We start from the raw sequence: 25,763 nt of genomic DNA, 5'->3' as shown, positions 1-25,763 counted from the left end.
AACACAGGAGGTTTCTATGACTGATGCGGCGATGCCCGAGGATGAACTCGCGCCGAAAGGTTCAAAAATGCCGCTGGTTCTTGGGCTTGTCCTTGCTCTTGCTGGGGGCGGCGGCGGTTTTATTGCGGCAAAGACGGGACTGATTCCCGGTGTTGGTCATAGCCCGGTGGCCGAAACGGTGCCCGAGGACATGCATGTGCCCGACAACCTTCCCGACGTCGCCTTTCTTGCGATGGAGCCGATGATCATCTCGATCGGTGAAGGAAGTGAGCGGTCACATGTCCGGTTCTCTGCCCAGCTGGAAGTGCCCGCCGCCTATCAGTCCGAAGTGGAGTTCCTGCTGCCTCGGATTATCAACGTGCTCAACAGCTATCTGCGCGCGCTTGATCTGAAGGATTTTGAACAGCCCGCAGCACTGCCCAAGCTCCGCGGTCAGATGCTGCGCCGCGTTCAGCTTGTTGTTGGTGATGAGCGTGTGAACGACATTCTCGTCATGGAATTTTTGGTCAATTAAGGAGCCCGAGATGGAATATATCGCGGATATCTTGCTTGTGTCCGGTGCTCTGGGGGCCGGGTTCTATTGTTTCATTCTTGCCCGGCGACTGAGTCGGTTCAACGATCTTGAAGGCGGTGTCGGTGGTGCGGTTGCGGTGCTTTCGATGCAGGTTGACGATCTGAAGAAGACACTTGAGACCGCGCAAACTGCTGCCACTGCGTCGGAAGGATCGCTGAAGGATCTTACCTCGCGTGCGGATGATGTCGCCCGCCGGTTGGAAATGCTGGTTGCCTCCATGCACGATCTGCCGTCCGGACACGGCAAAACCAATGGTGAGGCTGTTTCGAACGAACCGTTCTTCGTGCGTCACAATCAGTCCGGGACAGCGAAATGAGTAAGGTAAAGAATACAACGCCACGGCGTCGCAAAGGGCGGGGCACGCTGTCGATCATCGCGGGGTTGCTGCTCGCCTCGGGCATCATTCGTCTTGGCACGCACGCGACATCGGCATTTGCGTTCCAGTCGGCACCAGAGGTTGCATCGACGCCCATCGAAGAACCTCAGGTTTGTCCTGATAATGCCGAGCTTGAAGAAGTGATTTCCGCCCTCAAGCGAAGAGAGGAAAAGCTGGACGCCCGGGAAGAAGAGATCGCGCGTCGATCTGAGACGCTTGAAATTCAGCAGGCAGAAGCAGAGGCAAGGATTGTATCTGCGAAAGCTGAAGAAGAGAAATTGCGGCTGACGATGGCGGCAGCGGCATCGGCGGCAGAGGACGACGTTTCGCAACTCACCAAGGTTTATGCCAACATGAAGCCCAAGCAGGCAGCGGGCCTGTTCGAAGAAATGGATCCGGAATTTGCGGCGGGTTTCCTGGGGCGGATGGCACCCGGTGCCGCAGCACAAGTCATGGCGGGAATGACACCAAAAGCCGCATATGCGATTAGCGTTGTCCTTGCTGGGCGCAATATCGGTGCCGGTTCAAAGTAGAGAGCGGCCCGCGTTAAACTGTCACCGTCCGGCGATCGGTTAATCCAGAGAAACGAGGATTTTCGCGACTTGCGTCGGATCGTATTTGGCCTCTTCTGCGGCGCAAAGTGGCAGCCGATGGCATTGGATGCCGGTCTGGCGCGTAACCTCGTTGCAGTCTTCTTCGGGTACTGAGCGGTCACAGATAACGTGCGATATCAAACGAGTCGGTAGAGTATCTGCACCGGCATCCGCACGCAGGGGGGTGATGAGGGCCAACACTTGATCGCTAAGTCTGTGACCCAAAGCTTCGGGGTCCGCGCCGAGGCTTGGCAGATAGATTTTCGGAGCGCGCCGATCGGCGATCGCGTTTCCCACGCCGCCGGGCAGAAGGTTGGTGACAACGCTGGAATAAAGGCTGCCGGGTGGATAGCAGATCACGTCTGCCTGCTCGATCAGGGTGCGATTGCGCTTTGGCAGTTCCACATCACTGGCGGTCAATTCAGACGTTCCGTCACTTAAAAAACAGCGAGCAATCGGGCTGTCGATCGGTGGTGCTTCTTTTCCGCTGATCAGCCGCTGGCTGATAATCTTGCGCCCATCGGACAGTTCGACACCGAGTTGCAGGTTTTCATCCACCACCGCGCGCACGGTGCCGCGCACGTCAACCATCTTGGACATCAAAAACAGCACAGGTTCCAGCGCACGCCCATTGCTCAGATAGCCGCCCGCAAGGATCAGGTTGCCGATGCTGGCGTTGCGATAATTGAAATCTTCGGGAACCGCTTTGCCGAAACTGTCCAGAAAAGTTTGGATCAACTGGCGCATCGGTTTGGCGATTGCCGAAATCAGCGGATGCTGGCCGGCGATCATCCGCGCGACTTCGGACCTGAGTTCACCTTGGGGCGCGGTTTTTGATAAACGATGGCTGAACAAGGCAAAGACGTCGGGCTGACCAAGAACGGATTCGTCCGCCAGCGCCATCAGCCGACTGCGCAAATCTCCGACGGCAGGCATGTCAAAGGCCTTTCTCAGGATCTGCGAGCTGCCACCGCTGTCAAACGGTGTGATGAGATGCATGGAGTTGAACGTGTAGCGTTTAAGCTGGCGCGATATGTCGTTCAACGCGCTTCCGCCGCTGAAAAACAGGATGCGCGGCCCCAGATGCGGGGCGCTTTGCGCGCGCGCGACCCGCAGATCGTCTGGCAGGCTTTGGTCCCGCTCTATCCTGATCGTGGTCATGGCGATGAGTTCCAGGCAGGCAAAAGAAGCGACTCCATCGTCAAAGGTTTAGAAAACTGTGCGCTGAGATCTTTCATAGCTATTTTGGCCTATCTCGTCATCCGCTAGACGCAACAGATCAGATGGACAGTACTATGGGCGATCTGCATCTACTAAATACCGGTCACCGGGGATACATCGCCGCGTGTGGCAATCTCGGACAAGGTCAACGAAACCGTACCGGAGAGTGCAAACCCGGTGGCAAGATATAAGATCGTGCCGTCATAGAACGCCCCAAGACAGAGCGTGAAAGCGGTTGCGACAAGGCTGGACCCCGACGCAATCAATGACGCCCCAAGTCCGGCGACCTGGCCCAATGACCGCATCGCCATGGCGTTCAGGTTTCCGAAAAGCACCCCGATTGCGAAGAAGCCCACGAAACCAAGCCCCATGAAGATCGCGAACGGCGGTCGCCCCCCGGACAGCCCCGACACGACAAGCATCAGCAGGCCCGCTGCGGTCAAGCCGACAAAACCTGCGCGTGCCATCCGGTCCATTCCGAACCGCAGGACGAGCGTACCATTGCAGAACGCCGCCAGCCCGGTTGCTGCGGCGAGGAACGCAAAGAAGATCGGAAACCCTGTGGTAATGCCGTATGCGTCATGGAACAGATCGACGGACGTGCTTAGAAACAGCAATTGCGCCCCGAAAACCAATCCCGTGGCGACGATGATTAGCGAGACCCTGCGACATGCCAGAATGCGTCCGGTGTTCCGCAGCAGTTTTCCTGCCGTAATCGACACACGCCGTTGCGGCAACAGCGTCTCTGGCTGACGGACCACCAGCCACACTGCCAGCACAAATGCCAAGACAAGATAGCCGCCGAAGATTGATCGCCATCCGCCCGCCAGAAGGATTGCTTGCCCCAGAAAGGGCGCCACCATCGGGACGAAGATGAGCAAGGTGAACATGAAGGACATCACCCGCGCCATCGCGTCACCTTCGTATTGATCGCGGATCATCGCGAGCGTCGCGATCTTTGGCCCTGCCACCCCGGCGCCCTGAAGAAATCTGCCAAGGACAAGCGTCTCTATCGACCCGGCGAGCAGGGCGATGATCGTCCCTGCGACATAGACTGACAGCCCGAGCAAGAGAGCTTTCTTGCGACCAATCGAGTCGGATAGCGGGCCGAGGACCAACTCGCCGAATACCATTCCGAATATGAACAGCGAGATGACGTGGTGCGTTGACAGTGGCGGCGACAGACCAAGATCCGCCTCGATCGCACGCAAGCCGGGAAGTACCGCGTCGATGCTGATCGCAGTCAGCGACGTCAGCATCGCATAAAGAATGATGCGCTCGCGATGGGCCGCGTCGGGTTGGATCTGTTCACTCATACAGGGCGCAATCCACAAGCATCTTTCCAATGCTATATTCCGTAGTTGAAAGAGCCCAGCGAGGGAACGGTGAATATTTTGCAGCAGGCCCGCGCATAATGCTTTTGTCGATAGTTCGCTTGTTACGGTGTGGCAGGCAATAGGGCGTTGGCGGTCTCACCCAGTTGAAGTTTCCACGATTCCGCGGCGGTGCCATCAAGGTTCAGATGTCCCGCCATAAGCGCCAACCGGTCACGATCAACGCCTTTGGCCGTACAGAAGCGGTCTTGCAAATAATAAGGTGGGATCGCCTGATACCATAGCCGGGCCCGCACACTTGCAGGGCGTGACGCCAGTCCGGCCAAAGACACTGCAAAGCTTACACTGTCGCTGCCCGCGCTGGTGCCATCCTCGGGGATCGCATAATCCGGGTCGTTACCTACGGCGGTAAAGCCCGCATCCTGCGCCATATCGGTGCCCGCGCCAAGCGCATGAGAAATCTCGACCCGCTTGGCCTCTGGCAGATAGCCAAAGGGTGGCAGGCGGTTGTCCTTCACCTCGGCGCAGATTGACAGGAACGACGTCGTCAACTGTCCCGCCGGTTCCGCATCATGCCCGCAGATCGCGCCCGGTGCTGGGGTTGAGACAAGCTCCTGATAGATCTGCGCCTGCGATTGCGCTGTGACCTTCTGGTAGTGCGGTTGGTGCACGCGTTGTTCCGGCGCGATCCGGGTCGCGCAATCGGGGGTCCACCATTCCTCGCCCGCGATCGGCGCGCCAGCGCCATCCACGATCCGCCCCAAACGATCCGTCGCGCCCGAGGCCCAAAGCACGCGACCGCGCGTGTCCAACACCTCGAAGCTCAGAAACGCCCGGCGAAATCCAACGCCCGAGGGCAGCTTGTGCCCGGCAAGATTGGTCACCGTAACTGTCGTTGACAGCGTGTCATTGCTTAGCTGTGGCGTGGTCAAAGTCACCTGCGCGGTGTGGTCCTGAGCCTGATCCAGCATCGCCTGTTCGGTGGCAATCAATGAATCGACGCCTTTTGCCACCAACATCGGATCTTGGGTGCGAATGCCCAGAAGATCAGGAAACTGTTGTGCCATCTTGATGAAAAACACGTTCAACCCAACCAGCACATGACGCGCAAACCCTTCGCGTTCCGGCAGGTCGATCTTGTCCGGCGCGCGGGTAAACTCTGCTGCGGGGAAATTGGAAAACTCCTGAATCGAGGCGATCTTGCTGACCGTCGGCGTGCCGTCCGCTTCGGTGGAGGGCATATGACAGTCCTGGCAGGACTGTTCCCTATCACCCGGTCCGAACGGCAGGTCGCCATCCACCGTCCAGCCAGTGCGATAGCCGCTGAAGGCCCATTCGGGGTATGTCAGCTGTTCGTAGGTGCGGGTCAGGATCTTTCCTTCCTCCATCACCGGCAGATGCACCGTGTGACACGTCCCGCACATTTCGGAACTGCCAATGGTGTCGTTACGCTGCGGGATGACGCCCAATGCGGCCTCCATCGGGGCGGTTTTCACGTCCTTGAACGGGCCAAAAACCTTTTTCGGCTCGGCCACGAAGAATGACCCGGTGAAGGAGCGCGCAAACCCTTCCTCATCGGGGTTGAGCAGGTCACGCCGTTTGGTCACGCAGGCATTGCGTTGCGCAACTTCGTTAACAGCATCGGCTTCGGCACCCAGTTCCATCCGGTGACAGGCCAGGCAAGAGATCCCGTCCCGCGCCAACGCCCCGAAAGACGCCTGCCCGCCAGAAACTGGCGTGGCATTGACCATGTCCCGGCCAAACTCGCCACAGCTTTCGCCCGCGCCCACATTGTCGATGCCAAACTGCCGCTGCCCCATGATCCCGTGGCAGCCCAGGCAGGTATCTTCGACCATTGCGGCACTTTCAGCGTGAAAGCTTTGGGTCTCGCTGGCGAGTTGCGCAAAGAAGATCGGGTCGCGCCCGGCAAGCCCCATTGGCGATGTTGCCCATGTTCCGTATGGCGAATTGTTTTGCAGCAGTCCCGCATGGTCGCCCGTCGCCGGGATGGCCATGTCGAATTGCAATCCGGTGCTGCCCGCATCATGGCAGCCAAGACACTGGTCCGACGTCAGGAACATACCGTGATCCGAAGGCGCATCGGCCGGCGCCCACACGGTGTCATAGGTTTGCGAGGGCATCGGCGGCACATCCGCCCGGTCGGGCATGTCCTGCCCGGCCAGATATGCTTCGATAAACGCGGCACTGGCAGAATAATGAGGTTCCCCCAGCCGCAAACCGTCGTCATCGGGCAGCACGACATTCAGATGATGGGGCTGTACAGGCGTGCTGGCACCAATCCGGTGCTGGCTGAGAAACGCCAGCGGTGTGCCCGGCTCGCCTTCCATGTTGACGGGGGATGCAAAGGTGAAATTGTCCCGCGCCGAGGCGTGGCAGTTCGTGCAATATTGCCCGAATCCCATATAGGGAAGGCGGTTCGTCGCTGGATCGGCAGGGTAGTCCGGCGTCCAGCCCGCCCAGCCATACCAACCCCAGAACCAGCCATCGCGGCTGGCCTCCGGCGCGCGAACCATCACCGCCGCGCCGGATGTGGGCAGCAGATGCGTCAGGTCCGACCCGGCGCAAAGTGCTGCGGGCGCGGGGTACATCTCTTTCACGAGGATCGCACCCGCAGGCATCGGGGTGGCGGGTTCCGTTGGCGCATCGGACGACCTGTTTTCACGGATCCATTGCGCGGCTTCCGGCGAATACCAGATCACCACCGGCGCGTGAGTTCCGTGGTATTGTCCGTCATCCGACCCGTCCGTCAGCGATACGGTAAACGGGCCGGTGTCGCGCACGTCCTTGTCGGGCACCCACCCGGCAGCCGCATCCCGGTGGCAGAAATTGCCAAGAAATTTGTCGAGCGTGGCCTCGTATTCAGCCAGCGGCACAGAACCCGGCGACTGCATTTTTGGCAGCAAGGCGTGACACGCATCGGTATCGCTGGGCAGTAGGGGGCTGGCTTGGAGCGCAGGACAAGTGTCCGCAGCAAAGGCCTGTCCGGCGGCAAGCGCAAGGCCAAGCGTTGCGGCGAGGGTTCGTCTCGACTTTGTGCGGCGCGGCAGTGTGGTCATCGGGAACCCTCTTTTTGATTGGCGATCCTTGCTTTCCTTAGGGTAAGCTAAAAATCCGAAAGAGTGTTAGAGAAAGATTGGTAAACCGGGTCCGCTGGGTCGCGCGCAGTCACGAAGATGCTTGGTGTCCTGCTCGTGGCGTTGCCAAGCGGCGTCCATCGTCAAGAACGCGACGCGCAAAAAAACGCCCGGAGGCCTGTGCCGTCCGGGCGTCTTGTGCGTCCTTGCCTAGCGTTTGGTGCGTCGGGGCGGTTCGGTTCCGCCCTTTCGCGATTGCGATCCGGGGCCGGATTTGCGCGGCCCTGCGGTTGCTTTGCCAGGCGGGGTGAACCGCTTGGAGCTGTCGCGCGCATCACTGGCAGCGCGCACTGGCTTGCCGCCTGGTTTGCCACCGCCGGGCTTCCCGCCCGAGGGCTTCCCGCCGAAGGGTTTGCCACCAGAAGGTTTGCCAGCGAAGGGTTTGCCACCAGAGGCCTTGGCACCAAAGGGCTTGCCGGTGGACGGTTTGCCACCACCCGGTTTGCCACCGCGCGCGTCGGGTTTGCCTCCGCGGGCTGGCGTATGCTTGGCCTTTGCAGGGCCGTGCGCCGCCGCGTAATCCGGGCGTGGCGCGGCGTCCGGTGCTGCACTGTCTGCGGCTGGTCGGGGGGCCGCCGTGGGCTTGGGTGAAACCGATGCCTCGGCATTTGCGGGCGCGGCACCTGCTGATGCCGGGCGCGGCGCTGCATTGGTCCGTGGTTTACGCTCGCCGCGCGCTGCGTCGGAGCGGTTGCCGCCATGTGCGCCTTTCGGGGCAGGCCGAGGTCCACGATTCGGTCCGCCTCTTTGCGGCGCAATATCGGGGGCGCGGTCCAACTGACGCGCTGTGATGCCTTCTTCAAGCAAGCCGTCCGGACCCAGAGCCGAGACAAAACCGGCGGTGCTGGCCTTTGTCAGTTCAACGAAGGTTTCGGAATCCTGTACCCGGATCGCGCCGATCGCGGATTTATCAATATTCCCGGCCCGGCAGAGCAGCGGCAGTAGCCAACGTGCTTCGGCCCGGTCCTTGTTGCCGACCGACAAGGCAAACCATTGGCTCGGTCCAAATGCCTTGTGTTCGCGCGCGGGGGCTTTGGTGTCGGGCGGCAAAAGCTCTTCCGGCGCGGACCGCTTGTCACGATAAAGCCGCAGATAGGCGGCGGCGATCGCCTCTGGCGTGTGAAGCGCCAGAAGCTTGGCAGCAAATGCACCCTGCTCCTCGGTGACGGGTTCGCCCCATGCTGGATCGTTCAGCAGGCGTTCTTCGTCGCGCTTCAGAATGTCGTCAGCGGAAGGCGCGGTGACCCATTCCGCATTGATTTTTGCCCATTTAAGCAACCTTTCGGCCTTCTTGGCGGCTTTAGCCGGCACGATCAGCGCGGAAATGCCCTTGCGCCCGGCGCGGCCCGTGCGGCCCGAACGGTGCAGCAGGCTTTCGGTGTTCGTCGGCAGATCGGCATGGATGACGAGGTTGAGGTTAGGCAGGTCGATGCCCCGCGCCGCGACATCCGTGGCAACGCAGATCCGCGCTCGTCCGTCCCGCATCGCTTGCAGCGCGTGGGTCCGTTCGGTCTGGCTTAGCTCTCCGGACAGGCTGACCACGGCGAAACCGCGATTGGCCAGCCGTGCGGTCAGGTGGCTGACGGCGGCGCGGGTGTTGGCGAAGACGATGGCGCTTTCAGTGTCGTGAAACCGGAGCATGTTGAAGATCGCATGCTCGCTGTCCGACTGGGCGACGCGAACCGCCTGATATTCAATATCGGTATGTTGCTTCGCTCCGCCAAGCGTGCTGATACGACGGGCATCGCGTTGAAACTGTTTTGCCAGCGTGGCGATCATCGGCGGCACCGTCGCCGAGAACATCAGCGTGCGCCGGTCTTCCGGTGCTTCGCCCAGCATGAATTCCAGATCTTCGCGAAAGCCCAAATCCAGCATCTCGTCCGCCTCGTCCAGCACGATTGCGCGCAAGCCGGTCATATCCAGCGAACCGCGCTGGATATGGTCGCGCAGCCGCCCCGGCGTTCCGACGACGATATGCGCGCCGCGATCCAGCGCCCGCCGTTCGTCGCGCATGTCCATGCCGCCGACGCAAGAGGTGACGCGCCCGCCGGTCTTTGCAAACAGCCAGCTGAGTTCGCGCATCACCTGAAACGCCAATTCGCGTGTCGGGGCCACGACCAGTGCCAGCGGGGCTGCCGCAGGTCCGAAACGCTCTGCCTCTTCAAGGATGGTCGGCGCGATGGCAAGGCCAAAGCCCACCGTCTTGCCGGATCCGGTCTGTGCAGAGACCAGTAGGTCAGAGCCGGTCAGGTCGGGGTCGGTGACAGCTTCTTGAACGGGTGTAAGTTTGTCATAGCCACGCTCGGCGAGCGCTTCGGAGAGGGGAGGGATCATGCAGGGTTTCCGTAGGTCAGGGGCGCATTCCGCCCGATTGCCCGGCCAATGCCGCGCGAGATCAGCGTCTTTAACGACGATTGTGTGGGAAGTACATCGCGAATCCCCCAAGTGCCGTGCGTTTCCCTGTGTCATGGGGATTAGAGCCACAGTTGTCGGATTTGATGCAGCTGACACCTGCGTTGCCGGGATGCGCGTTTGACGTACTAAAGCGGAGTCCCACGCCGAACACCTTCAGACGGGCATGCGAGTGTGACCAACGGTGTTTGTGCAGCCTGTTCGTGGGAAGTGTGCCACGGTCTGTCGTCCTTGCTCAACGCGGTCTTGCTCAGCCAACCGGCTGATAAAAAAATGAAAAGCGGCGCTTCAGTCATCTGAAACGCCGCCTCTTGTCAGGTCAGTAGTGCCTCGGCGTTAGGCCAGATCGAAGCGGTCGGCATTCATCACCTTTGTCCACGCGGTGACGAAGTCCTTGACGAATGCCTCTTTGCGATCGGCGCTGGCATAGACCTCGGACAGGGCGCGCAACTGCGAATTTGACCCAAAGACCAGATCGACATGGGTGGCGGTCCATTTCGGCGCGCCGGTCGCGCGGTCATGGCCTTCGAACAGCTGGTCTGAGTCGCCGACTGGCTTCCACTCGGTCCCCATGTCCAGCAGGTTCACGAAGAAATCGTTGCTCAGCACCTCGGGACGGTCCGTAAAGACGCCAGCCTGGTCGCCGCCGTGATTGGCATTCAGAACCCGCAGACCCCCGATCAATACCGTCATTTCCGGCGCGGTGAGCGTCAGCAATTGCGCCCGGTCGATCAGCAGCTTTTCGGTCGGCACCTTGTAATCGACCTGCCTGTAGTTGCGAAAACCATCGACGACGGGCTCCAGCACGTCAAAGCTGTCAACATCGGTCTGTTCCTGGGATGCATCGGTGCGTCCCGGCGCGAAAGGCACTTCGATGTCGTGACCACCTGCCTTGGCGGCCTTTTCGATTCCGACAGACCCACCCAGCACGATCAGATCCGCCAGGGACACGGCCTTGCCGCCGCGCGCCGCGTCGTTGAACGCAGACTGGATGCCCTCGTAGACGCTCAGCACCTTCGCCAGCTGCTCCGGCTGGTTCGCGTCCCAGTCCTTTTGCGGGGCAAGACGGATGCGTGCACCATTGGCACCGCCCCGCTTGTCCGATCCGCGGAAGGTCGAGGCAGACGCCCAGGCCGTTGACACCAGTTCGGGAATGCTGAGGCTGGACTCTGCGATCTTCGACTTCAGATCAGCAATATCCGCGGCGTCGATCACAGCGTGGTCGGCCTCGGGGATGGGATCCATCCAGATCGGCTCTTCGCTAGGGACCTCCTTGCCAAGATAGCGCACTTTCGGTCCCATGTCGCGGTGGGTCAGCTTGAACCACGCGCGGGCAAAGGCATCGGCGAACTGGTCCGGGTTTTCATGGAAGCGGCGCGAGATTTTCGCATATTCCGGGTCCATTTTCATCGCCATGTCGGCGGTGGTCATCATCAGGTTGACCGTCTCGCCGGAACCATCGACCTGCGGGGCCATATCCTCGGGGCGGATGTCCTTGGGCTGCCATTGTTTGGCACCGGCGGGGCTTTCAGTCAGTTCCCATTCGTAGCCGAAAAGCACATCGAAATAGCTGTTGTCCCACTTGGTCGGCGTTGGCGTCCACGGCCCTTCCAGTCCAGAGGTGGTGGTGTGCTTGCCTTTGCCGGACTCGAACCCGTTGAGCCAGCCAAGACCCATCGCCTCCATCAAACCGGCTTCGGGTTCAACGCCGACCAGTGCGGGATCGCCTGCGCCGTGGGTTTTACCAAAAGTGTGGCCGCCAGCCGTCAGCGCCACGGTTTCCTCGTCGTTCATCGCCATGCGGGCAAAGGTTTCACGGATGTCCCTGGCGGAGGCCAAAGGATCGGGGTTGCCGTCCGGGCCTTCGGGATTGACGTAGATCAGACCCATTTGCACAGCGGCCAGCGGGTTTTCCAATTCGCGTTCGCCGGAATAGCGGCTGCCTGGTTTGTCAGACGTGGCAAGCCATTCTTCCTCTGTGCCCCAGTAGATGTCCTCCTCGGGTTCCCAGATATCGACGCGACCGCCTCCGAAACCGAAGGTTTTGCCGCCCATCGATTCAATCGCGACGTTGCCTGTGAGAACGAACAGATCCGCCCAGGAAATGCTGTCGCCGTATTTCTGCTTGATCGGCCACAGAAGACGGCGCGCCTTGTCGAGGTTGCCATTGTCAGGCCAGGAGTTCAGCGGCGCAAAGCGCTGTGAGCCTGATGAGGACCCGCCGCGTCCGTCACCCGTCCGGTAGGTGCCCGCGCTGTGCCATGCCATACGAATGAAGAACGGGCCGTAATGGCCGTAATCGGCGGGCCACCAATCCTGCGAATCTGTCATCAGCGCGTGCAGGTCTTGCTTCAGCGCATCCAGATCCAGCGTCTTGAAGGCCTTTGCGTAGTCAAAGCCCTCGCCCATCGGGCTCGACAGCGGTGTATTCTGATGCAGGATCTTAAGGTTCAGCTGGTTTGGCCACCAGTCGCGGTTGGATCGCACGCCGAAGCTGGTGTTGAGCGCGCCGCCATGCACAACCGGACAGCCGCCGCTCTGCGTCATATCATTTCCGTCCATGATTTTCTCCCTGAATTATGAGTTGGCGAAGGTATAGCAATGCCATGTCATTAACATAAGTTGAAAATTTGGATCGCTACGATAGTTTAACATTATGAAGAACCTGACGCTAAAACAGTTGCGCTATTTCGAGGCCTTGCTCCGGCACGCGCATTTCGGCCGTGCCGCCGACGCTTGCGGCATCTCGCAGCCCGCCTTGTCTGTGCAGATCAAGGATCTCGAAGAGGATCTTGGCACCGCGCTTTTCGAGCGGGGGCCGCGTCAGGTGCGTCCGACCAGTTTTGGAATAGAGTTCGCAAGGCAGGTTCGGGATATTCTGCGCGCGGTGGATGAATTGGGAGAGCTTGCGCGCGCCTCCCGTGATCGTCTGGTGGGCCGGATGCGGATCGGGGTGATCCCGACCATCGCGCCCTATCTGTTGCCAACCCTGCTTCGGGAGCTTTCGCAGGAATATGGCGATCTGGATATTCATATTCGCGAGACGATGACCTCGCGGCTGGTGCAGGAATTGCTGGAAGGGCGCATTGACACCGCGATTGTCGCCCTACCAGTGTCAGAGCCGTCTTTGACCGAAATCCCGCTGTTTTCAGAGAATTTCGTATTGATACGGCCACCTCTCGAGGTACCAGAGCCGATACCGGACGCGGAAGCCTTGCGGGATATGCGGCTCTTGTTGCTGGAAGAGGGGCACTGTTTCAGGGATCAGGCACTGTCTTTTTGTCGAATGAACGCTGCATTGCCGCGTGACGGTCTGGATGGAAGCTCTCTTGCGACGCTGGTGCAGATGGTCGGGGCCGGAATCGGGGTGACGCTGATCCCGGAGATGGCGGTGCCGGTCGAGACGCGGGCCGCGACGGTTACGGTCAGTCGGTTCAGGTCGCCTGAGCCGTCGCGCACGATTGGCATGATCTGGCGAAAGACCAGCCCGCTCGCGGCAGAGTTGCGCGGCATCGCCGCGGTGGTGCGCCGGTCGGCTGAGACAATGAAGCAGGCGAACGATTCGCAGGCCTAGCCAAAAGGCGCCGTGTCAGGCACGGCGCGGGGTCGCCCTGTTGCCAGGCAGGCGCAGACTATCGGGCACTGGCGCGAGAGGCATGTCAGCGGCGCAGTGCCGTCAGGATCTGGTCGGACAGGGCCGTGACGGACTGGCTGGTGGCCCGCGCAATGCCGGTTGGCGTCGTCTCGGGCATTGGGGTCGAGATGTCGAACCGCGAGATCCGTTCCCGGACAACCTTGTTGAAAGAGGAGACGGCATATTGCCCGGTCAGGTCAAACGTGCCGTCGGCGCGGGCGACCATTGCCGTCACGCGCACATGGACCGAGATGTCGGGGCTGTCTTCCAGCGGCCAGGGCTCTGCGGCGACGGTAGCATTGCTGGCGCGGCCCATTTGATCGGCAAGCGCAAGGGTCACGGCCCGCACGGGATCGTCCGCCCAGGCTGCGCTTTTGATGGGCATCAGGGCACCATCCGCATCTTCCAGAAGAATGTCAGAGCCTTCCGCATATGTTGGCAATGACACCTGCCGAACCTCGATGGTCGAGACAGCAAGTCTGGTCTGTCCCGTCACGTCCGGCGGATCAATCAGATAGCGCGGCTCGGCCCCCGCGCAGGCGGAGACAAGCAGGACGACGAGGGGGAGCATGCGGAACATGGGACTACCTTCCAAACAGCAAGGAATTCGGGTTGCGCTCCAGCGCGCGGGCGAGTTTCGAGACGGCGGCAGCGGCTTGGCGCACTTCGCGCAGGGCGGCGACAGTTTCGCGGTTGAAGCTGGATTCATTGCTATACCCGGCCAGCGTGCCTTCGGCTTGGCGCACCAGACCTGCCAGCCGGTCGGAAAGCGCTGGCAGGGATTCCACCGCCGTTGCGACAGCTTTGGCTGCATCGCTGGCAGAGGCGAGCGTTGCATTGGCATTCTCGACAATGCCGCCTTCGCGCAGTTGCGAAAGCGCGGCCTGTGCCTCTTGTAGCGCACCGGTCAGGGCCGCGGGCAGAGCGCGCATGTCATCGCTGTCAACCAGCTTGTCCGCCCCATCAAGGAAGGACGCGGCGGAGGTCATCAATTGTTCAACTTCAAGCGAATTGGCCTTTGCGGTCAGTGCGCGCAAGTCGTCGATCAGCGCGGGCACGTCGGACCCCGCTTCTGACAGTTCGGCGCTGAGGCCTGAGAAATCCTCGGCCGCGACCTCGGCAGCATTCAGGGCGGCGACAAGCTGACCCACCGCATCGGCGGTCTGAAGATCCTCTGTCACCTTGGTCAGCCCGGCAATCGTGCTGCGCAATTCGCCCACCGTATCGCGCAGCTCTTGCGGGATGGCTTGAGTGGCCTCGCTGCCGATCAACCCGCGCGCATCCTCGATCAGTGCAAGGATGGCGTCCGGTGCGGTGCGCGTGCCTTCGGCGGCCGCGACAGCCTCGATCGACGCCATAAGCGAGATGGCCTGTTCCATGACCTCTTCGACAGGAAGATCATTGACCCGTTGCAAGAGACCTTCGGCCGTCGCGGTCACGTCCGGCAAGTCCGATTGGATTGAGGGCAGCACCGGAAACTCGCCATTGAATATCCCAAGCGTGGCCTCAGGCGCATCGGGGGCATCGACCAGATCGACGACCAGCGTATTGCTGAAGATGCTTTTCGCCGCCAGTTGAGCCCGCACCCCGTCCCTTACCGCGCCGGCCAGAAATGCGAGCGTTTCGGCTTGCCGCACGTCCTTTTGCAAGCCCATGGATTGCGGATCTATCGAAATTGTCACGCGAAGCTTGACCGTCTGGCCGCCGGGCGTGTCCTGGATGAACGCGCCGATGGCACTGACCACACCAACCCGCAAACCGCGATATTGCACGGGCGACCCTGCGGACAGGCCACTGACGGATTCGTCAAACTCCACCGTCAGCTTGACCGCATTGTCGATCACGTCGCTGAACACGCTTTCGCGGGCCGATTTTTCGCTTTCAAACAGGTCAAATACCTGATCATCGTCGATGGTGGTCCCTCCGGAAAATACCGTGTCGAAGGAAATGCCGCCGGTGACCAGCGACGCCAGAGAGTCCACAGACAGATCCAGCCCGCCAGCCCCTAATGAAACCGAAAACCCTGAAACGTCCCAGAACCGCGTGGCGCTGTTGATGCGCCGGTCATGCGGGGCTTCGACAAAGCCTTCAACCACCACACCATCGCCGCTGTCCAACAAGCGCGGCTCTTCTATGCTGCCAACCTCTATGCCTCGGTAAAAGATGGGTGAGCCGGCCGATAATCGGCTGCCGTCAGATGCGCGGATTGTCAGGCGTGTGCCTTCCTTGCCTGGCAACACAAGCGGTGCCTTGTTGGTCCCCTCGAAAGAAGACGCGGCCACACCAGGTTCAGGCGTGAACGAGGCTTCGATATAGACACCGGACAGTACCGTCGACAGGCCTGAGATCCCGCGCGCGGAAACCTCCGGACGGACGACCCAGAATTGCGCGTCCACGGGCAGGTTGTCGGCGACGTTCTGGTCAACACGGGCCGCGACGATCACACTTTCCATATCTGGTGAAAACCGCACGTTTTCGACCAGCCCGACCGAAACATCGCGATAACGCACAACGGTTTCATCGGCGGTGACACCCGCCGCGTTGGTAAAACGGATCTCGATCAGAGTGCCTCTGGCGGCCCAGCTTTGCCAGGCGATGAACAGCGTGACCGCCAAAGCGGCAATCGGCACCAGCCAGACAAAGGACAGGTTCCGCCAAAAAGATTTTCTGGGCGGGCTCATCTCCATTTCCGCGGGGCGGGGGTGGCTCATGCGGGATTACCTTTGTTGGCGTCCCAGATCAGACGCGGGTCAAAGCTTTGTGCGGACATCATTGTAAATGCAACCGAAAGTGCAAAACTTACAGCCGCAATGCCCGGATTGATGCTTGCCGCGAAATCCAGTTGCACAAGTGCCGCAAGAATTGCGACAACAAAGACGTCGATCATCGACCAGCGCCCGACAAACTCCACCACCTCATACAGCACATGCCTGCGGTGATCGCTTAGCTTGACCCTGTGCCGGATACTGAGCGCGAGGTAGGCGATGGCCATGAACTTACCCACGGGAATGACGATGCTGGCGAAGAATACGATCAGCGCAATTCCGACAGAGCCATGGTGGATAAGGTCAATCACGCCTCCAAGGATAGTGCTGTCGGTCGTCTTGCCAAGCGATGACGTTCGCAGCATCGGATATATGTTTGCAGGCACATAAACGACCAAGCCCGCAAAAAACCAGGCCCAGACCTTTTGCAGGCTGGCTTCGTCGCGGCTTTGCAGGACGCTGCCACACCGGATGCATCGTGCCTCAGCCGGCGTTTGAACACGACCGCATTGCGTGCATCCGATCAGACCCGCAGCGCGCGCGGTCAGGACGGGCGGCGCTGTTCGAGTGTTTTCCAAACCGTTACCCTACACATGAAATTGTCTTTCAACACGGTCACGATGACCAGTGCGACGAAGGCCCAGAATGCCGGGCCGATGGACAGATGCGCCAGCCCTGCAACCTTGACCAGCGCCACGGCGACTCCGACGATGAACACCTCCGCCATCGCCCAGGGGCGCAGCGCTTCGGCAATCCGAAAAGCTCGCGAAGCGTGGCGTGCGGGTGTCCAGCCAAAGGCCATCGGTGCCAGTACATAGATCAGCGAAACGAAGCGCGTGACCGGCAAGATCACGATCAATGCAGCCATTGCCAGCGTCAGTGGGGCGGTCATGCCGGTTGAGAATGCCATGACGGTGTCCAATAGCGAGCTGCGCTGTATCCGCCCTGCGGCGTGCAGTTCGAGGAAGGGAAAGAAAATTGCCGCGATCATCAGGATCAGCGCTGCGGCGGCCAGCATCACGATCCGTGTCAGTGCCAACTGGCGTGGCGATTCCAGAACCGTGTGGCAGCGGACGCAGCGCGAGGTGGACCCGATGGGAAGATCGGCATCCAGGTGCAAGGCATCGCATTGTGGACAGGCGATCAGCTTTGCCGGATCTGGCAAATCATCAGCAACTGTCACATCGGTTACGTTTGGCATCATCCGCCTAACCTAGTGCGCCCACGGCAGAGTGAAAAGCACAACTCGTTTTAGTGACGCGCGACCAAATAGAGTGTGACACAATGGTTTTGGCCGATTTGACGGGCAGCCTGTTCGCGATCTGGCGAGGCTATGTCGGACCGGACACAACGCGCAGCTTCGGGAGCATGCTGGTTATTCTGCTTATGGTGGTGATTGGCGCTATGGTAACGATATAAGACGCGATGACCGGTACAAAGCCGTTCATCCCCGCTCAAACCCACCTGCAAAACATGATGGCTGCCGCGTCCGAGGCGACTTCGGCCACATCTGCGATCGCGCGCTTGCTTGATCCGGATCGCTGGCTGCTTTGGCTCGGCGCGCTTTTCATCCTCAGCGCCTATTTCTTCCCGGACGGCTTTGTCGCGCGGCGGCGCGCGGGGCGCTGTCCTGTCAACGTGCGGGCAGCGACAGCTCATCTATGATCAATTCAGAGACTTCTCGCACCAGCCGGTCCGGTTCCTTCAGGCCAAGCCCCATGTAAAGGTCGGAACAAAGATCGCGGGGCAGTTCGATGTTGCGGACCACAGTGTCAGCCATCTTTGTCTTGGTGATCGACGCCGGCACAAGTGCAACGCCCAGCCCCTCGTTTACCAGCGACATGATCGTATGACTTTGGGAGACCGAATAGCGGGTCGCCGGGCTGATCCCGCGCGCCGAAAAGAACCCCTGAACCACGTCGAAAAGAAACCCACCACGTTCCGTCGAGAACCCGATAAACGGCGCATCATTGAGGTCTTCGGCGCAAAGGTCCGGCTTGGTTGCGAAAGGGTGGTCGCGTGGCACGACCAACACGAACCCCTCGCTCCATACTTTGTGAATATCCAGTCCTGTCTGCCGTTGGGGCAGGCGAAACAAACCGATTTCGACACCGCCGGAATGCAACGCTTCGATAATCTCGAATGTCATCATCTCGCCGGGTATCAACTGAACTCCGGGCATCTCTCTCTCCACACGCCCAAGTATTCTGGGGATGACCTCGATGCAGGCAGAGGGCACGAAGCCCAACACCAAAGATCCGCTTTCGCCGCGTGCTGACTGCCGCGCAAAAAGAGCGGCGCTTTCGGCCCGTTTCAGAATGTCTACGGCGTCTCCCAGAAACCGGCGACCAGCAGCCGTAAGCCTGACCGACCGATTGTTGCGATCCAGCAGCCGTACGCCGACGGCATGTTCCAGCAGGCTGATATGACGAGACAAGGGCGGCTGGGTCATGTTCAGACGGGCCGCCGCGCGGCGAAAGTTCAGCTCTTTCGCGACGGCAACAAAAGACCGAAGGTGGTTTAGCTCGAAGAGTTTTCCGTCCATTTCCGTGCCCCGGATGCCGCTGTGCCGTTGTGTTTCATTTTAGCAGGTGTAAACTATGAAGCATCAATTTTCTTAGATAAAATGTGGTGCTAGCTCTGTGAGTGAACAAATTGAACAGCTTGTTATTGTCGCGGATGATCTGACTGGTGCGCTGGACATGGCAGCGCCATTTTGTGCCCCCGATTCATCGGTCGTAGTCGCCACGCGGCCAGAGGCATTTGCAGATGCCCTGGCGCGCAATGCTGACGTTACTGCGGTGTCTACCCGGACGCGAGATGTTGATCCTGATGCAGCAAGCCGATGCGTGGCGTCAATTATTGGACAGATCCCGCCCGGCAGCCGCATCCTCAAGAAAGTTGATTCGCGTCTGAAGGGACAGATTGCGGCAGAATTGTCGGCGCTGCCGTCCGGCAGGTTGCTCGTGCTGCCCGCAATTCCAGAGTTTGGCAGGATCGTACAGGCAGAAGAGTTGCGGGGTTTCGGCGTGCCACCCCCAATTCAAGTACGCGACAGGTTGGGTCCGCGCGGGGCGCAGGCACAGATCCCCGATACGGTCAGTCAGGCAGAGATGCGGGCGGCGTTCAACGGGGCTGACGATTGCGCAGTGTTGGTGGGTGCACGCGGTCTGGCGCAAGCGATGGCCGACACAGCCGGGATCACGCAGCGTCGGCCTGATCCGTTGACGGGTCGGATCGGTGTTGTCGTCGGTTCCACCGATCCGATCACCTTGGACCAGGTGGCGGAGCTTACGGATGCGACGCATCTGCTGGCACCGTCCGGCAAGACCGATCTGCCTGCGACGCTGAACAGGGTCACGCTGATGCAGGCGGTGATCGGGCCTGACAGCGATCCGCGTCGGATTGCACAGGCGCTCGCGCGCTCTTTCGTACCGCTGGCAGGACAGGTCGGGTCCTTGATCCTGACCGGCGGTGCCACGGCAGAGGCGGTCCTGGATGCGTTGAATGTTGAAATATTGACAGTGGAGGGAGAGATTGTGCCCGGCTTGCCTTTGTCGGCGGCAAAAGGATGGCGTATTGTCACCAAATCCGGCGGATTTGGTGTGCCGTCTGCCCTGAATGATCTGACGCGCGATGTGGAGTGACTTGGTATGACAGATAAGGTGCCAGCAACGTCGCGCCCCCGTGAAAGCAGCCTTCCGGGTCAGCGCAAGAGCCTTTCGGATATGGTCTTTGACCGGATGTACCGCGCGATAAAATCCGGTGCGTATGCGCCGGACGAGCGTCTTCCGACAGAACATGATCTGGCCAGCGAATTTGAAGTGTCGCGTCCGATCGTGCGCGAAGCGCTGCGCAAGTTGCGCGATCAACGGCTGATCTATTCGCGTCAGGGGGCGGGTAGTTTCGTTCGGCAGGCGGGTATGCGTGAACCGCTGGGGTTTGGGCAGGTCGAAAACTTTTCGGATCTGCATCGCTGTTACGAATTTCGCCTGACGCTGGAACCCGCCGGAGCAGCCTCTGCCGCGGAACGTCATACGCCAGAGGATCTGGCACTGATCCAAAGCGCGTTGGAGTTGATGCGCGATGCCACAAACCGTAACCGACATCGTGAGGATGCGGATTTTCAGTTCCATCTGGCAATCTCGAAAGCGTCGGGTAACCGTTATTTCTCGACCGCGATGGAGGCGCTCAAAGACCACATCGCGGTTGGAATGCAGTTCCACGGTCGATCTCTGAAGCAAACGCCTGACGGGCTGGATCATGTTTATGCCGAACATCAGGCGATCTTCGACGCAATCCAGGATCGCAGGGCCGAGGATGCGCGTCAGTTCATGGCTACCCATCTGATCGGATCGAGAGACCGATTGTTCGCCGAATGATCAGAAGGCGGCAGCATAAATGTTGCGCACGTCATCCTCGCTCATATCACGGGGATTGTTGTCCATAAGCCGTCGGATTGCGTGCGCCTCTTTGGCCCAACTCGGCAGGTCGGCTTCCGTCGCGCCATGCTTTGACAAGCGCATTTCGATGCCGAGCGAGGCGCAGAAGCCATGCGCGCTCTTCGCCACCTCTTCGCTGTCCGAAATTGTCCCAAGCCGGAGGGCGGACATGACTTCAGCGGTTTTTTCCGGACGGACAGGCGCGTTGAAGGCCAATACATGCGGAAAGATGATCGCGTTTGCCAGACCGTGCGGCAGGTGCAGCCGGGTGCCCAACGGATAGGCCAGCGCGTGACCTGCCGCAGTATTGACCGGACCCAGACAGATGCCACCGTAATAGCTGGCCAGCATCATGCCATTGCGCGCCTCGGTGTCGCGTCCGTTTTCGACCGCGCGCCGCAAATAGCGGCCCACGAGGCCGATCCCCATACGGGCATAGCCGTCGATCATGTCATGGGCGCGCAGGCTGGTAAAAGCCTCAACGCAATGCGCCATTGCATCAACGCCGGTGGCGGCCGTCACGGCGGGCGGGACAGAGTAGGTAAGCTCCGGGTCCAGCACTGCGAGATCGGCGCGCATGTGCGGGCTTTCGACCGCCATCTTGGCAGAGGTCGCCGAACTGGTGACAAGTGCGCGTATCCCCGCCTCGGACCCGGTGCCCGCGGTCGTGGGCACCAGCGCAAGCCGCGACAGCCGCCGCATGATCTTGTCTGGCCCGACAACGTCTATCAGCGCCTGCGCGCCATCCCAGAGGCATGCCACCAGCTTGGCAATATCCATGACCGACCCACCGCCCAGCCCGATGATGGTGTCGGGCTTGAATTCCGCAGCGGCTGTCAGAGCGGTGGCAAGTGCCTTGTCATCCGGTTCGGGTGGGACCGTGTCAAAGACGCGCACGTTTCCGGGCGGGTTCAACCGATCCACATGACCGACGACAGAGCCGGAGGTCAGGACAAGCGTGCGTTCGGCACCTATCGCCCACTGGCCGACAGTTGCGGCAGATCCGGCGCCGATCTCCAGCCTTGCGGGCTGGTGCAGAGTGATGGCTCTGTCCATGCTCATTGTGGTGTCCCCCTCAGGCGTTCAGCCGGTCCATTTCGGCCCAGACAGCATTCGTTTCCTCGTCGGTCAATTTGACCAACGGGGCGCGCAGATTGCGCCAGTCCATATCTCCGCGCGCCTTGGCCAGCATGGCCTTGACCGTGGGCAGCTGCACATAAGCGTTGGTCAGTGTGCGCCAGCCGTTAATCCGTTCTTGCGCCGCAGTCACTTTTTCAGCAGCATCCGGGTCGGACCAGTTGGCCCAGATCACCCGCAGCGCGTCAGAGCGAAGGTTCGAGGTCGCCGTGATACATCCGGCACCGCCCGCCTGAAGCAGCGGCAGCAGCAGCGGATCGGCCCCGGCGAGAACCGCGAAGCCGGGAAAACGTTCGATCATCGCGGTCATGTTGGCGATGTCGCCGGCACTGTCCTTGATGCCCACCACGATACCGGGAAACGCGGCGCGCAAACGCGCGATCTGATCATGGCTGATCGGCACCTGCGTGACCTGCGGGATGTGATAAAGGATCACGCGCAGCCGGTCATCTGCCACACCCTCGATCACGCTGGCGTAAAAGCGGAACAGCCCTTCGTCGCTGATCCCTTTGTAGTAAAAGGGTGGCAGCAGGACGCAAGCCCTGGCACCATGGTCCACCGCGTGCCGGGTCAGGTCGATGGTTTCAGGCACGTTGCAGCTTGACGTGCCGGGCAGCAGTTGGTCGCCACGCACGCCAGCCTTCAGGGCCGCCTCCAACAGGGCCTTGCGCTCTGAAACGGCAAAATTGTTGGCTTCGCCCGTGGTGCCCAGCAGGGCGACGCCGTGGCAGCCCTCGTTCAGCAGCGCCTTGCAATGGGTCGCGAACAGATCCAGCCGAGGGGCACCATCCGCACCGACAGGGGTTGCAGCGGCGCAGTTGACGCCGAAATTTTCTGCGATCATGCGGACCTCCCAGCGACCAGACGCCGTGCATATGCGATGGCCTCAAGCATGTTTTCGTGTTTGGCGATGCCCTTGCCCGCGATGTCAAAAGCGGTGCCGTGGTCAACGGATGTGCGGTCAATCGGCAGCCCGACAGAGACGTTCACGGCGGTATCAAAGGCTACCAGTTTGATCGGGATATGGCCCTGATCGTGGTAATTGGCGACGACCAGATCGAAAGCACCGCTATACGCGCGATGAAATAGCGTATCGGCGGAAATCGGGCCTTGCGCGTCGATACCTTCGTCGCGCGCCATCTGCACGCCGGGCGCGATCAGGCGATCGTCTTCGTCGCCGAAAAGCCCACCTTCGCCACAATGCGGGTTCAACCCGGCGACGGCGATCCGGGGAGCTTTGATGCCAATGCGTTGCAGATGGGAATGCCCGGCGCGGATGGTGTCACGGATCCGCTCGGGGCTGGTCCGCTCGATCGCGGTTTTCAGCGATACATGCGTGGAGGCGTGGATCACCTTCAGCCGTTCCGAGGCGAGCAGCATGAACGCGCCTTTTTGGCCAGTCAGAGACGACAGCATCCCGGTATGCCCGTCATAATGATGCCCGGCGGCATTCAGTGCTTCCTTGTTGATCGGGCCAGTGACGATGCAGCCAATCCGTCCAGCCTCGGCCGCCCGCACGGCGGCTTCGATGAACCGAAACACTGCCTCCCCGGCGCGCTTGTCCAGCTTGCCCATCGGCAGTGGCCCGCCCTCAACGGGCAGGTCGGTCACAGCAAAATCCTCGCCCGGTTTCAGCGGGCTGCCGATCAGCCCCGCCACATGGCGAAGCGTTTCTGTATTGCCGAAAACGCGGGTTTGCGCGCGGTCATCGTGCGACATGCTCTCGATAGACCTAAGCGTGATTTCCGGGCCAACCCCAGCAGGGTCGCCCATGGTAATGCCGATCATGTGGCCTCCGCGATGTCAAATGGTGTCAGATGCCGGTAGGCGATGGCTCGGCGGTGCAATGTAAAGGCCACGTCCAGCCCGCCATCGGGCGATTCCAGCAGTGCCGGGTAGGACAGTTCCTGGTTGCGGCCATCCTCACTGTTGTTGCTGAGGCACGTTCCGGTGCTTTCGGCGACGGTAATGCTGCGTGAGAAGGTCTGTCCGTCATCTTCCGAGAAAGCGACGATAAGCGGCGCGCGAGGGACGCCCCAGATCGGGGTGCAGCCGCCAGTCGCTTCGGGACGGTCGTCGTCGCCCAATTCGTCATAAAGTGACACGCGTCTATCCGGGGACATGTCGGCGTTCACCGGATTGCAACACAGCGCGACGCGCCCGTCGGACAATCGGATCGCGGCGATGGAGGAGTTGTTGTTGGGCATCGAGGTGGCCAAAGGCTCTGACCACGTTTCGCCGCCATCCAAGCTGACAGTACGATGCACGAAGTCGGATTGCCGGCGGCGGAAAAAGGCCAGCAGCTTGCCGTTCCCCGGCACAATCGTCATGTGAACACATCCGGTAGAGCCAGGAACCTCTACGCGCCGCCACGATTTGCCCGCATCCTCGCTGATCGCGACAGAGGCTGTATCATGCCGCCCGGTCCAGCGCGCCCCGTCTTTGGGCGTGCAGTGAAATAGCGGCAAAAGCCAGGCCCCGTCGTCGCGGATCACTGGCCTCGCGCGGACAAAGCTGCCACCGGGCAACGGAAGATCTTGCGGCGTTTGCCCGACTTCGCGCATCCGCACGACGCAGCGATCCTGATCGCCTCCGGGCTGGGCGGTGTGAAACAGCAGAGTGCGCCCATCCGGAGCGTAAAAAAGGACCGGATTCTGTTCCGACCGGTCCGGATCATCCGTCAGTTGTTCTGCGGCCGACCAGGTGTCGCCTGCCAGCCGACTGCGAAAAATGCAGATGTCCGCCTTGCCTTCCAGACTGCCGCCGAACCAGACACAGCTCAATTGTCCTTGCGGCGAACGCGTCAGGAAAGCTGCATGATTTTGTACACGGGGCGAGCCCAGCACTGCATGCCTGTCCGCGACGCGCCCGGTCATGGCGCGCGCAATATCTGCGGGGGCTTTGGGGAAGGACAACATGAGGACTCCGCGTTGATTGGGACGCAACAATTGCGGCAGGAAATAAACAGTTGTCAAGTTGAAAAGTTCATTTTGGCGTAAACTGAATACGGGTTTGTAGTCATTATATATTGTAAATAAACAATAAATTATGTATCCTTGTTTTCGAAGCAATGAAGTTAATACAACAGTTGACAAATAACTTTACTTGTCATTTCATCTGTCTGGCAGCAGTATGGTGGGCGGATTGTCCTCCCGTGGAAAGGTCTGGTAATGCGCGACAAGCCTGCCATGACGGCAATTGTTCTCATGTTGTTCGTTGCGATTATCAGTGCAACGGATGCTGTGATTGTCCGTCTTCTCGCGGGTGATATCCATCCATTCGTGATCGGCTTTACACGGGCGGGGTTTGGTCTTTTGGCGATGGTGCCATGGATGATGAAGCGCCCGCATATCCTGAGAACCAAGCGCTACGCGCTTCACGCCTTGCGTGCAGGATTGAAACTCTTGTCGCTTGTGACGCTGTTCGCGGCCTTGGCCGGGGCACCGCTGGCGTCTGTTACTGCAATCGGATTTGCTGCGCCCGTATTCGTGACCGTGGGCGCGTGGTTCCTGTTGGCAGAGCAGCCAAGGCCTCTCCGGATGTTTTCCGCCGCACTTGGCTTTGTTGGTGTCGTGGTGATCCTCAAGCCCGCGATGGTGGGCGGTGCCACGGCAACAGCATTGTGGTTGGCGCTGCTGTCGGCGTTGTTGGTGGCGACCATTCAGCTGATTTTGAAGGTGATGGGTCGCACCGAGGGTGCCGAAACATTGGTTGCCTGGAATCTTATCACGATGGTGCCATTGGCCGTGTTGCCGGCGATATATTTCTGGACCACACCGACGCCTTTGCAGTGGGGGTTGTTGGCGCTGCAAGGCTCGCTTGGTGCGATCAATCAGGTGGCGGTGACGCGGGCGTTCCAGCTTGGTGATGCCTCGTTGGTGGCACCGATGGATTTTCTGCGGCTGCCTCTTGTCGCGGCGCTCGCCTACATGCTGTTTGGAGAGGTTTCCGGTCTGGCCACATGGGTCGGAGCCTCACTCATTTTTGTTTCCATCGCGCTGATGGCGTCGACTGCACGCAGCCGGATGCCGCTGGAATGATGTTGTTCGGAGTTGGAATGATACAGGATTAGCATCACTGCGCGCCAGTTCCTGTTTCACGGAGACTTTGCGCTGTAGTA

The 25,763-nt window shown here is 60.3% G+C and carries 22 protein-coding genes; 8 read left to right on the top strand and 14 right to left on the bottom strand.

Going from position 1 to position 25,763, the window contains the following annotated elements; translation table 11 throughout:
- The first annotated feature begins 16 nt into the window (after window positions 1-16).
- From ACN0WV_RS09250 to ACN0WV_RS09240, 3 genes are read left to right on the top strand one after another with little or no spacing between them, the layout of a single operon-like run.
- Window positions 17-514, top strand: a complete 498-nt coding sequence (locus ACN0WV_RS09250; protein ID WP_417605237.1) for a flagellar basal body-associated FliL family protein — start codon at window positions 17-19, stop codon at window positions 512-514.
- 10 nt (window positions 515-524) lie between these two features.
- Entirely contained in the window at window positions 525-890 is a 366-nt protein-coding gene (locus ACN0WV_RS09245) for a hypothetical protein (protein ID WP_417605235.1), read from the top strand.
- Window positions 887-1,483 (top strand): MotE family protein, encoded by a 597-nt coding sequence (locus ACN0WV_RS09240; RefSeq protein WP_417605233.1) that lies wholly within the window; start codon window positions 887-889, stop codon window positions 1,481-1,483. The genes ACN0WV_RS09245 and ACN0WV_RS09240 overlap by 4 nt, the downstream gene beginning before the upstream one ends.
- A 39-nt stretch (window positions 1,484-1,522) precedes the next feature.
- On the opposite strand, the gene ACN0WV_RS09235 is transcribed toward ACN0WV_RS09240, so the two are convergent.
- The 5 genes from ACN0WV_RS09235 to katG form a co-directional block, all read right to left on the bottom strand.
- Window positions 1,523-2,704: a GAK system CofD-like protein gene (locus tag ACN0WV_RS09235; protein ID WP_417605232.1), complete on the bottom strand. Its 1,182-nt coding sequence runs from the start codon at window positions 2,702-2,704 to the stop codon at window positions 1,523-1,525.
- Window positions 2,705-2,856: 152 nt separating this feature from the next.
- Window positions 2,857-4,080, bottom strand: a complete 1,224-nt coding sequence (locus ACN0WV_RS09230; protein WP_417605230.1) for a multidrug effflux MFS transporter — start codon at window positions 4,078-4,080, stop codon at window positions 2,857-2,859.
- 122 nt (window positions 4,081-4,202) lie between these two features.
- Entirely contained in the window at window positions 4,203-7,175 is a 2,973-nt protein-coding gene (locus tag ACN0WV_RS09225; protein ID WP_417605228.1) for a hypothetical protein, read from the bottom strand.
- A gap of 228 nt (window positions 7,176-7,403) precedes the next feature.
- A complete protein-coding gene (locus ACN0WV_RS09220) occupies window positions 7,404-9,587 on the bottom strand; it encodes a DEAD/DEAH box helicase (protein WP_417605226.1) in 2,184 nt (727 codons plus the stop codon).
- A gap of 414 nt (window positions 9,588-10,001) precedes the next feature.
- Window positions 10,002-12,227, bottom strand: a complete 2,226-nt coding sequence (gene katG, locus ACN0WV_RS09215) for a catalase/peroxidase HPI (RefSeq protein WP_417605224.1) — start codon at window positions 12,225-12,227, stop codon at window positions 10,002-10,004.
- A 94-nt stretch (window positions 12,228-12,321) separates the two neighbouring features.
- Between katG and ACN0WV_RS09210 the strand changes: the two genes are divergently transcribed.
- Window positions 12,322-13,239, top strand: coding sequence for a hydrogen peroxide-inducible genes activator (locus tag ACN0WV_RS09210; protein ID WP_417605222.1), 918 nt, complete (start codon window positions 12,322-12,324; stop codon window positions 13,237-13,239).
- Between the two features lie 85 nt (window positions 13,240-13,324).
- Here ACN0WV_RS09210 and ACN0WV_RS09205 read toward each other — a convergent pair whose 3' ends face one another.
- From ACN0WV_RS09205 to ACN0WV_RS09190, 4 genes are read right to left on the bottom strand one after another with little or no spacing between them, the layout of a single operon-like run.
- A complete protein-coding gene (locus ACN0WV_RS09205) occupies window positions 13,325-13,879 on the bottom strand; it encodes a PqiC family protein (RefSeq protein ID WP_417605220.1) in 555 nt (184 codons plus the stop codon).
- Between the two features lie 4 nt (window positions 13,880-13,883).
- A complete protein-coding gene (locus ACN0WV_RS09200) occupies window positions 13,884-16,010 on the bottom strand; it encodes an MlaD family protein (RefSeq protein ID WP_417605218.1) in 2,127 nt (708 codons plus the stop codon).
- Entirely contained in the window at window positions 16,007-16,642 is a 636-nt protein-coding gene (locus ACN0WV_RS09195; protein WP_417605217.1) for a paraquat-inducible protein A, read from the bottom strand. The genes ACN0WV_RS09200 and ACN0WV_RS09195 overlap by 4 nt, the downstream gene beginning before the upstream one ends.
- Window positions 16,609-17,268: a paraquat-inducible protein A gene (locus ACN0WV_RS09190; RefSeq protein WP_084352827.1), complete on the bottom strand. Its 660-nt coding sequence runs from the start codon at window positions 17,266-17,268 to the stop codon at window positions 16,609-16,611. Before ACN0WV_RS09190 ends, ACN0WV_RS09195 begins: the two co-directional genes overlap by 34 nt.
- Window positions 17,269-17,489: 221 nt before the next feature.
- On the opposite strand from ACN0WV_RS09190, the gene ACN0WV_RS09185 reads away from it, so the two are divergent.
- Window positions 17,490-17,729 carry a hypothetical protein gene (locus ACN0WV_RS09185; protein WP_417605215.1) on the top strand — a complete coding sequence of 80 codons (240 nt, stop codon included), beginning with the start codon at window positions 17,490-17,492 and terminating at the stop codon, window positions 17,727-17,729.
- On the opposite strand, the gene ACN0WV_RS09180 is transcribed toward ACN0WV_RS09185, so the two are convergent.
- The gene (locus ACN0WV_RS09180) at window positions 17,698-18,609 is read right to left on the bottom strand and encodes a LysR family transcriptional regulator (protein WP_417605213.1); all 912 of its coding nucleotides are present in this window, start codon (window positions 18,607-18,609) and stop codon (window positions 17,698-17,700) included. The two genes, ACN0WV_RS09185 and ACN0WV_RS09180, sit on opposite strands and share 32 nt — an antisense overlap.
- 97 nt (window positions 18,610-18,706) lie before the next feature.
- On the opposite strand from ACN0WV_RS09180, the gene ACN0WV_RS09175 reads away from it, so the two are divergent.
- Entirely contained in the window at window positions 18,707-19,711 is a 1,005-nt protein-coding gene (locus ACN0WV_RS09175) for a nucleotide-binding domain containing protein (RefSeq protein WP_417605212.1), read from the top strand.
- Window positions 19,712-19,717: 6 nt separating this feature from the next.
- Complete coding sequence (locus tag ACN0WV_RS09170) at window positions 19,718-20,446, top strand: FadR/GntR family transcriptional regulator (RefSeq protein ID WP_417605210.1); 729 nt, start codon at window positions 19,718-19,720, stop codon at window positions 20,444-20,446.
- Here ACN0WV_RS09170 and ACN0WV_RS09165 read toward each other — a convergent pair whose 3' ends face one another.
- From ACN0WV_RS09165 to ACN0WV_RS09150, 4 genes are read right to left on the bottom strand one after another with little or no spacing between them, the layout of a single operon-like run.
- Window positions 20,447-21,568 (bottom strand): iron-containing alcohol dehydrogenase, encoded by a 1,122-nt coding sequence (locus ACN0WV_RS09165; protein ID WP_417605208.1) that lies wholly within the window; start codon window positions 21,566-21,568, stop codon window positions 20,447-20,449.
- A gap of 13 nt (window positions 21,569-21,581) precedes the next feature.
- Complete coding sequence (locus tag ACN0WV_RS09160) at window positions 21,582-22,487, bottom strand: dihydrodipicolinate synthase family protein (protein ID WP_417605206.1); 906 nt, start codon at window positions 22,485-22,487, stop codon at window positions 21,582-21,584.
- The gene (gene pdxA / locus ACN0WV_RS09155) at window positions 22,484-23,431 is read right to left on the bottom strand and encodes a 4-hydroxythreonine-4-phosphate dehydrogenase PdxA (RefSeq protein ID WP_417605204.1); all 948 of its coding nucleotides are present in this window, start codon (window positions 23,429-23,431) and stop codon (window positions 22,484-22,486) included. Before pdxA ends, ACN0WV_RS09160 begins: the two co-directional genes overlap by 4 nt.
- Entirely contained in the window at window positions 23,428-24,561 is a 1,134-nt protein-coding gene (locus ACN0WV_RS09150) for a sialidase family protein (protein ID WP_417605202.1), read from the bottom strand. Before ACN0WV_RS09150 ends, pdxA begins: the two co-directional genes overlap by 4 nt.
- A gap of 252 nt (window positions 24,562-24,813) precedes the next feature.
- Here ACN0WV_RS09150 and ACN0WV_RS09145 point away from each other — a divergent pair, with 252 nt between their 5' ends.
- The gene (locus tag ACN0WV_RS09145; protein ID WP_417605200.1) at window positions 24,814-25,683 is read left to right on the top strand and encodes a DMT family transporter; all 870 of its coding nucleotides are present in this window, start codon (window positions 24,814-24,816) and stop codon (window positions 25,681-25,683) included.
- Window positions 25,684-25,763 lie beyond the last annotated feature (80 nt).

Source organism: Primorskyibacter flagellatus (assembly GCF_048268605.1).
Classification (GTDB): Bacteria; Pseudomonadota; Alphaproteobacteria; order Rhodobacterales; family Rhodobacteraceae; genus Primorskyibacter; species Primorskyibacter flagellatus.
The sequence above is the reverse complement of the archived record's forward strand: the minus strand, read 5'-3'. Positions and strand labels throughout refer to the sequence as shown.

Bases quoted from the DNA above. Each gene is read 5' to 3' on its own strand.
- ACN0WV_RS09250 (WP_417605237.1), top strand. From the start codon at position 17: ATGACTGATGCGGCGATGCCCGAGGATGAACTCGCGCCGAAAGGTTCA.
- ACN0WV_RS09245 (WP_417605235.1), top strand. From the start codon at position 525: ATGGAATATATCGCGGATATCTTGCTTGTGTCCGGTGCTCTGGGGGCC.
- ACN0WV_RS09240 (WP_417605233.1), top strand. From the start codon at position 887: ATGAGTAAGGTAAAGAATACAACGCCACGGCGTCGCAAAGGGCGGGGC.
- ACN0WV_RS09235 (WP_417605232.1), bottom strand. From the start codon at position 2,704: ATGACCACGATCAGGATAGAGCGGGACCAAAGCCTGCCAGACGATCTG.
- ACN0WV_RS09230 (WP_417605230.1), bottom strand. From the start codon at position 4,080: ATGAGTGAACAGATCCAACCCGACGCGGCCCATCGCGAGCGCATCATT.
- ACN0WV_RS09225 (WP_417605228.1), bottom strand. From the start codon at position 7,175: ATGACCACACTGCCGCGCCGCACAAAGTCGAGACGAACCCTCGCCGCA.
- ACN0WV_RS09220 (WP_417605226.1), bottom strand. From the start codon at position 9,587: ATGATCCCTCCCCTCTCCGAAGCGCTCGCCGAGCGTGGCTATGACAAA.
- katG (WP_417605224.1), bottom strand. From the start codon at position 12,227: ATGGACGGAAATGATATGACGCAGAGCGGCGGCTGTCCGGTTGTGCAT.
- ACN0WV_RS09210 (WP_417605222.1), top strand. From the start codon at position 12,322: ATGAAGAACCTGACGCTAAAACAGTTGCGCTATTTCGAGGCCTTGCTC.
- ACN0WV_RS09205 (WP_417605220.1), bottom strand. From the start codon at position 13,879: ATGTTCCGCATGCTCCCCCTCGTCGTCCTGCTTGTCTCCGCCTGCGCG.
- ACN0WV_RS09200 (WP_417605218.1), bottom strand. From the start codon at position 16,010: ATGAGCCACCCCCGCCCCGCGGAAATGGAGATGAGCCCGCCCAGAAAA.
- ACN0WV_RS09190 (WP_084352827.1), bottom strand. From the start codon at position 17,268: ATGATGCCAAACGTAACCGATGTGACAGTTGCTGATGATTTGCCAGAT.
- ACN0WV_RS09185 (WP_417605215.1), top strand. From the start codon at position 17,490: ATGACCGGTACAAAGCCGTTCATCCCCGCTCAAACCCACCTGCAAAAC.
- ACN0WV_RS09180 (WP_417605213.1), bottom strand. From the start codon at position 18,609: ATGGACGGAAAACTCTTCGAGCTAAACCACCTTCGGTCTTTTGTTGCC.
- ACN0WV_RS09170 (WP_417605210.1), top strand. From the start codon at position 19,718: ATGACAGATAAGGTGCCAGCAACGTCGCGCCCCCGTGAAAGCAGCCTT.
- ACN0WV_RS09165 (WP_417605208.1), bottom strand. From the start codon at position 21,568: ATGAGCATGGACAGAGCCATCACTCTGCACCAGCCCGCAAGGCTGGAG.
- ACN0WV_RS09160 (WP_417605206.1), bottom strand. From the start codon at position 22,487: ATGATCGCAGAAAATTTCGGCGTCAACTGCGCCGCTGCAACCCCTGTC.
- pdxA (WP_417605204.1), bottom strand. From the start codon at position 23,431: ATGATCGGCATTACCATGGGCGACCCTGCTGGGGTTGGCCCGGAAATC.
- ACN0WV_RS09150 (WP_417605202.1), bottom strand. From the start codon at position 24,561: ATGTTGTCCTTCCCCAAAGCCCCCGCAGATATTGCGCGCGCCATGACC.
- ACN0WV_RS09145 (WP_417605200.1), top strand. From the start codon at position 24,814: ATGCGCGACAAGCCTGCCATGACGGCAATTGTTCTCATGTTGTTCGTT.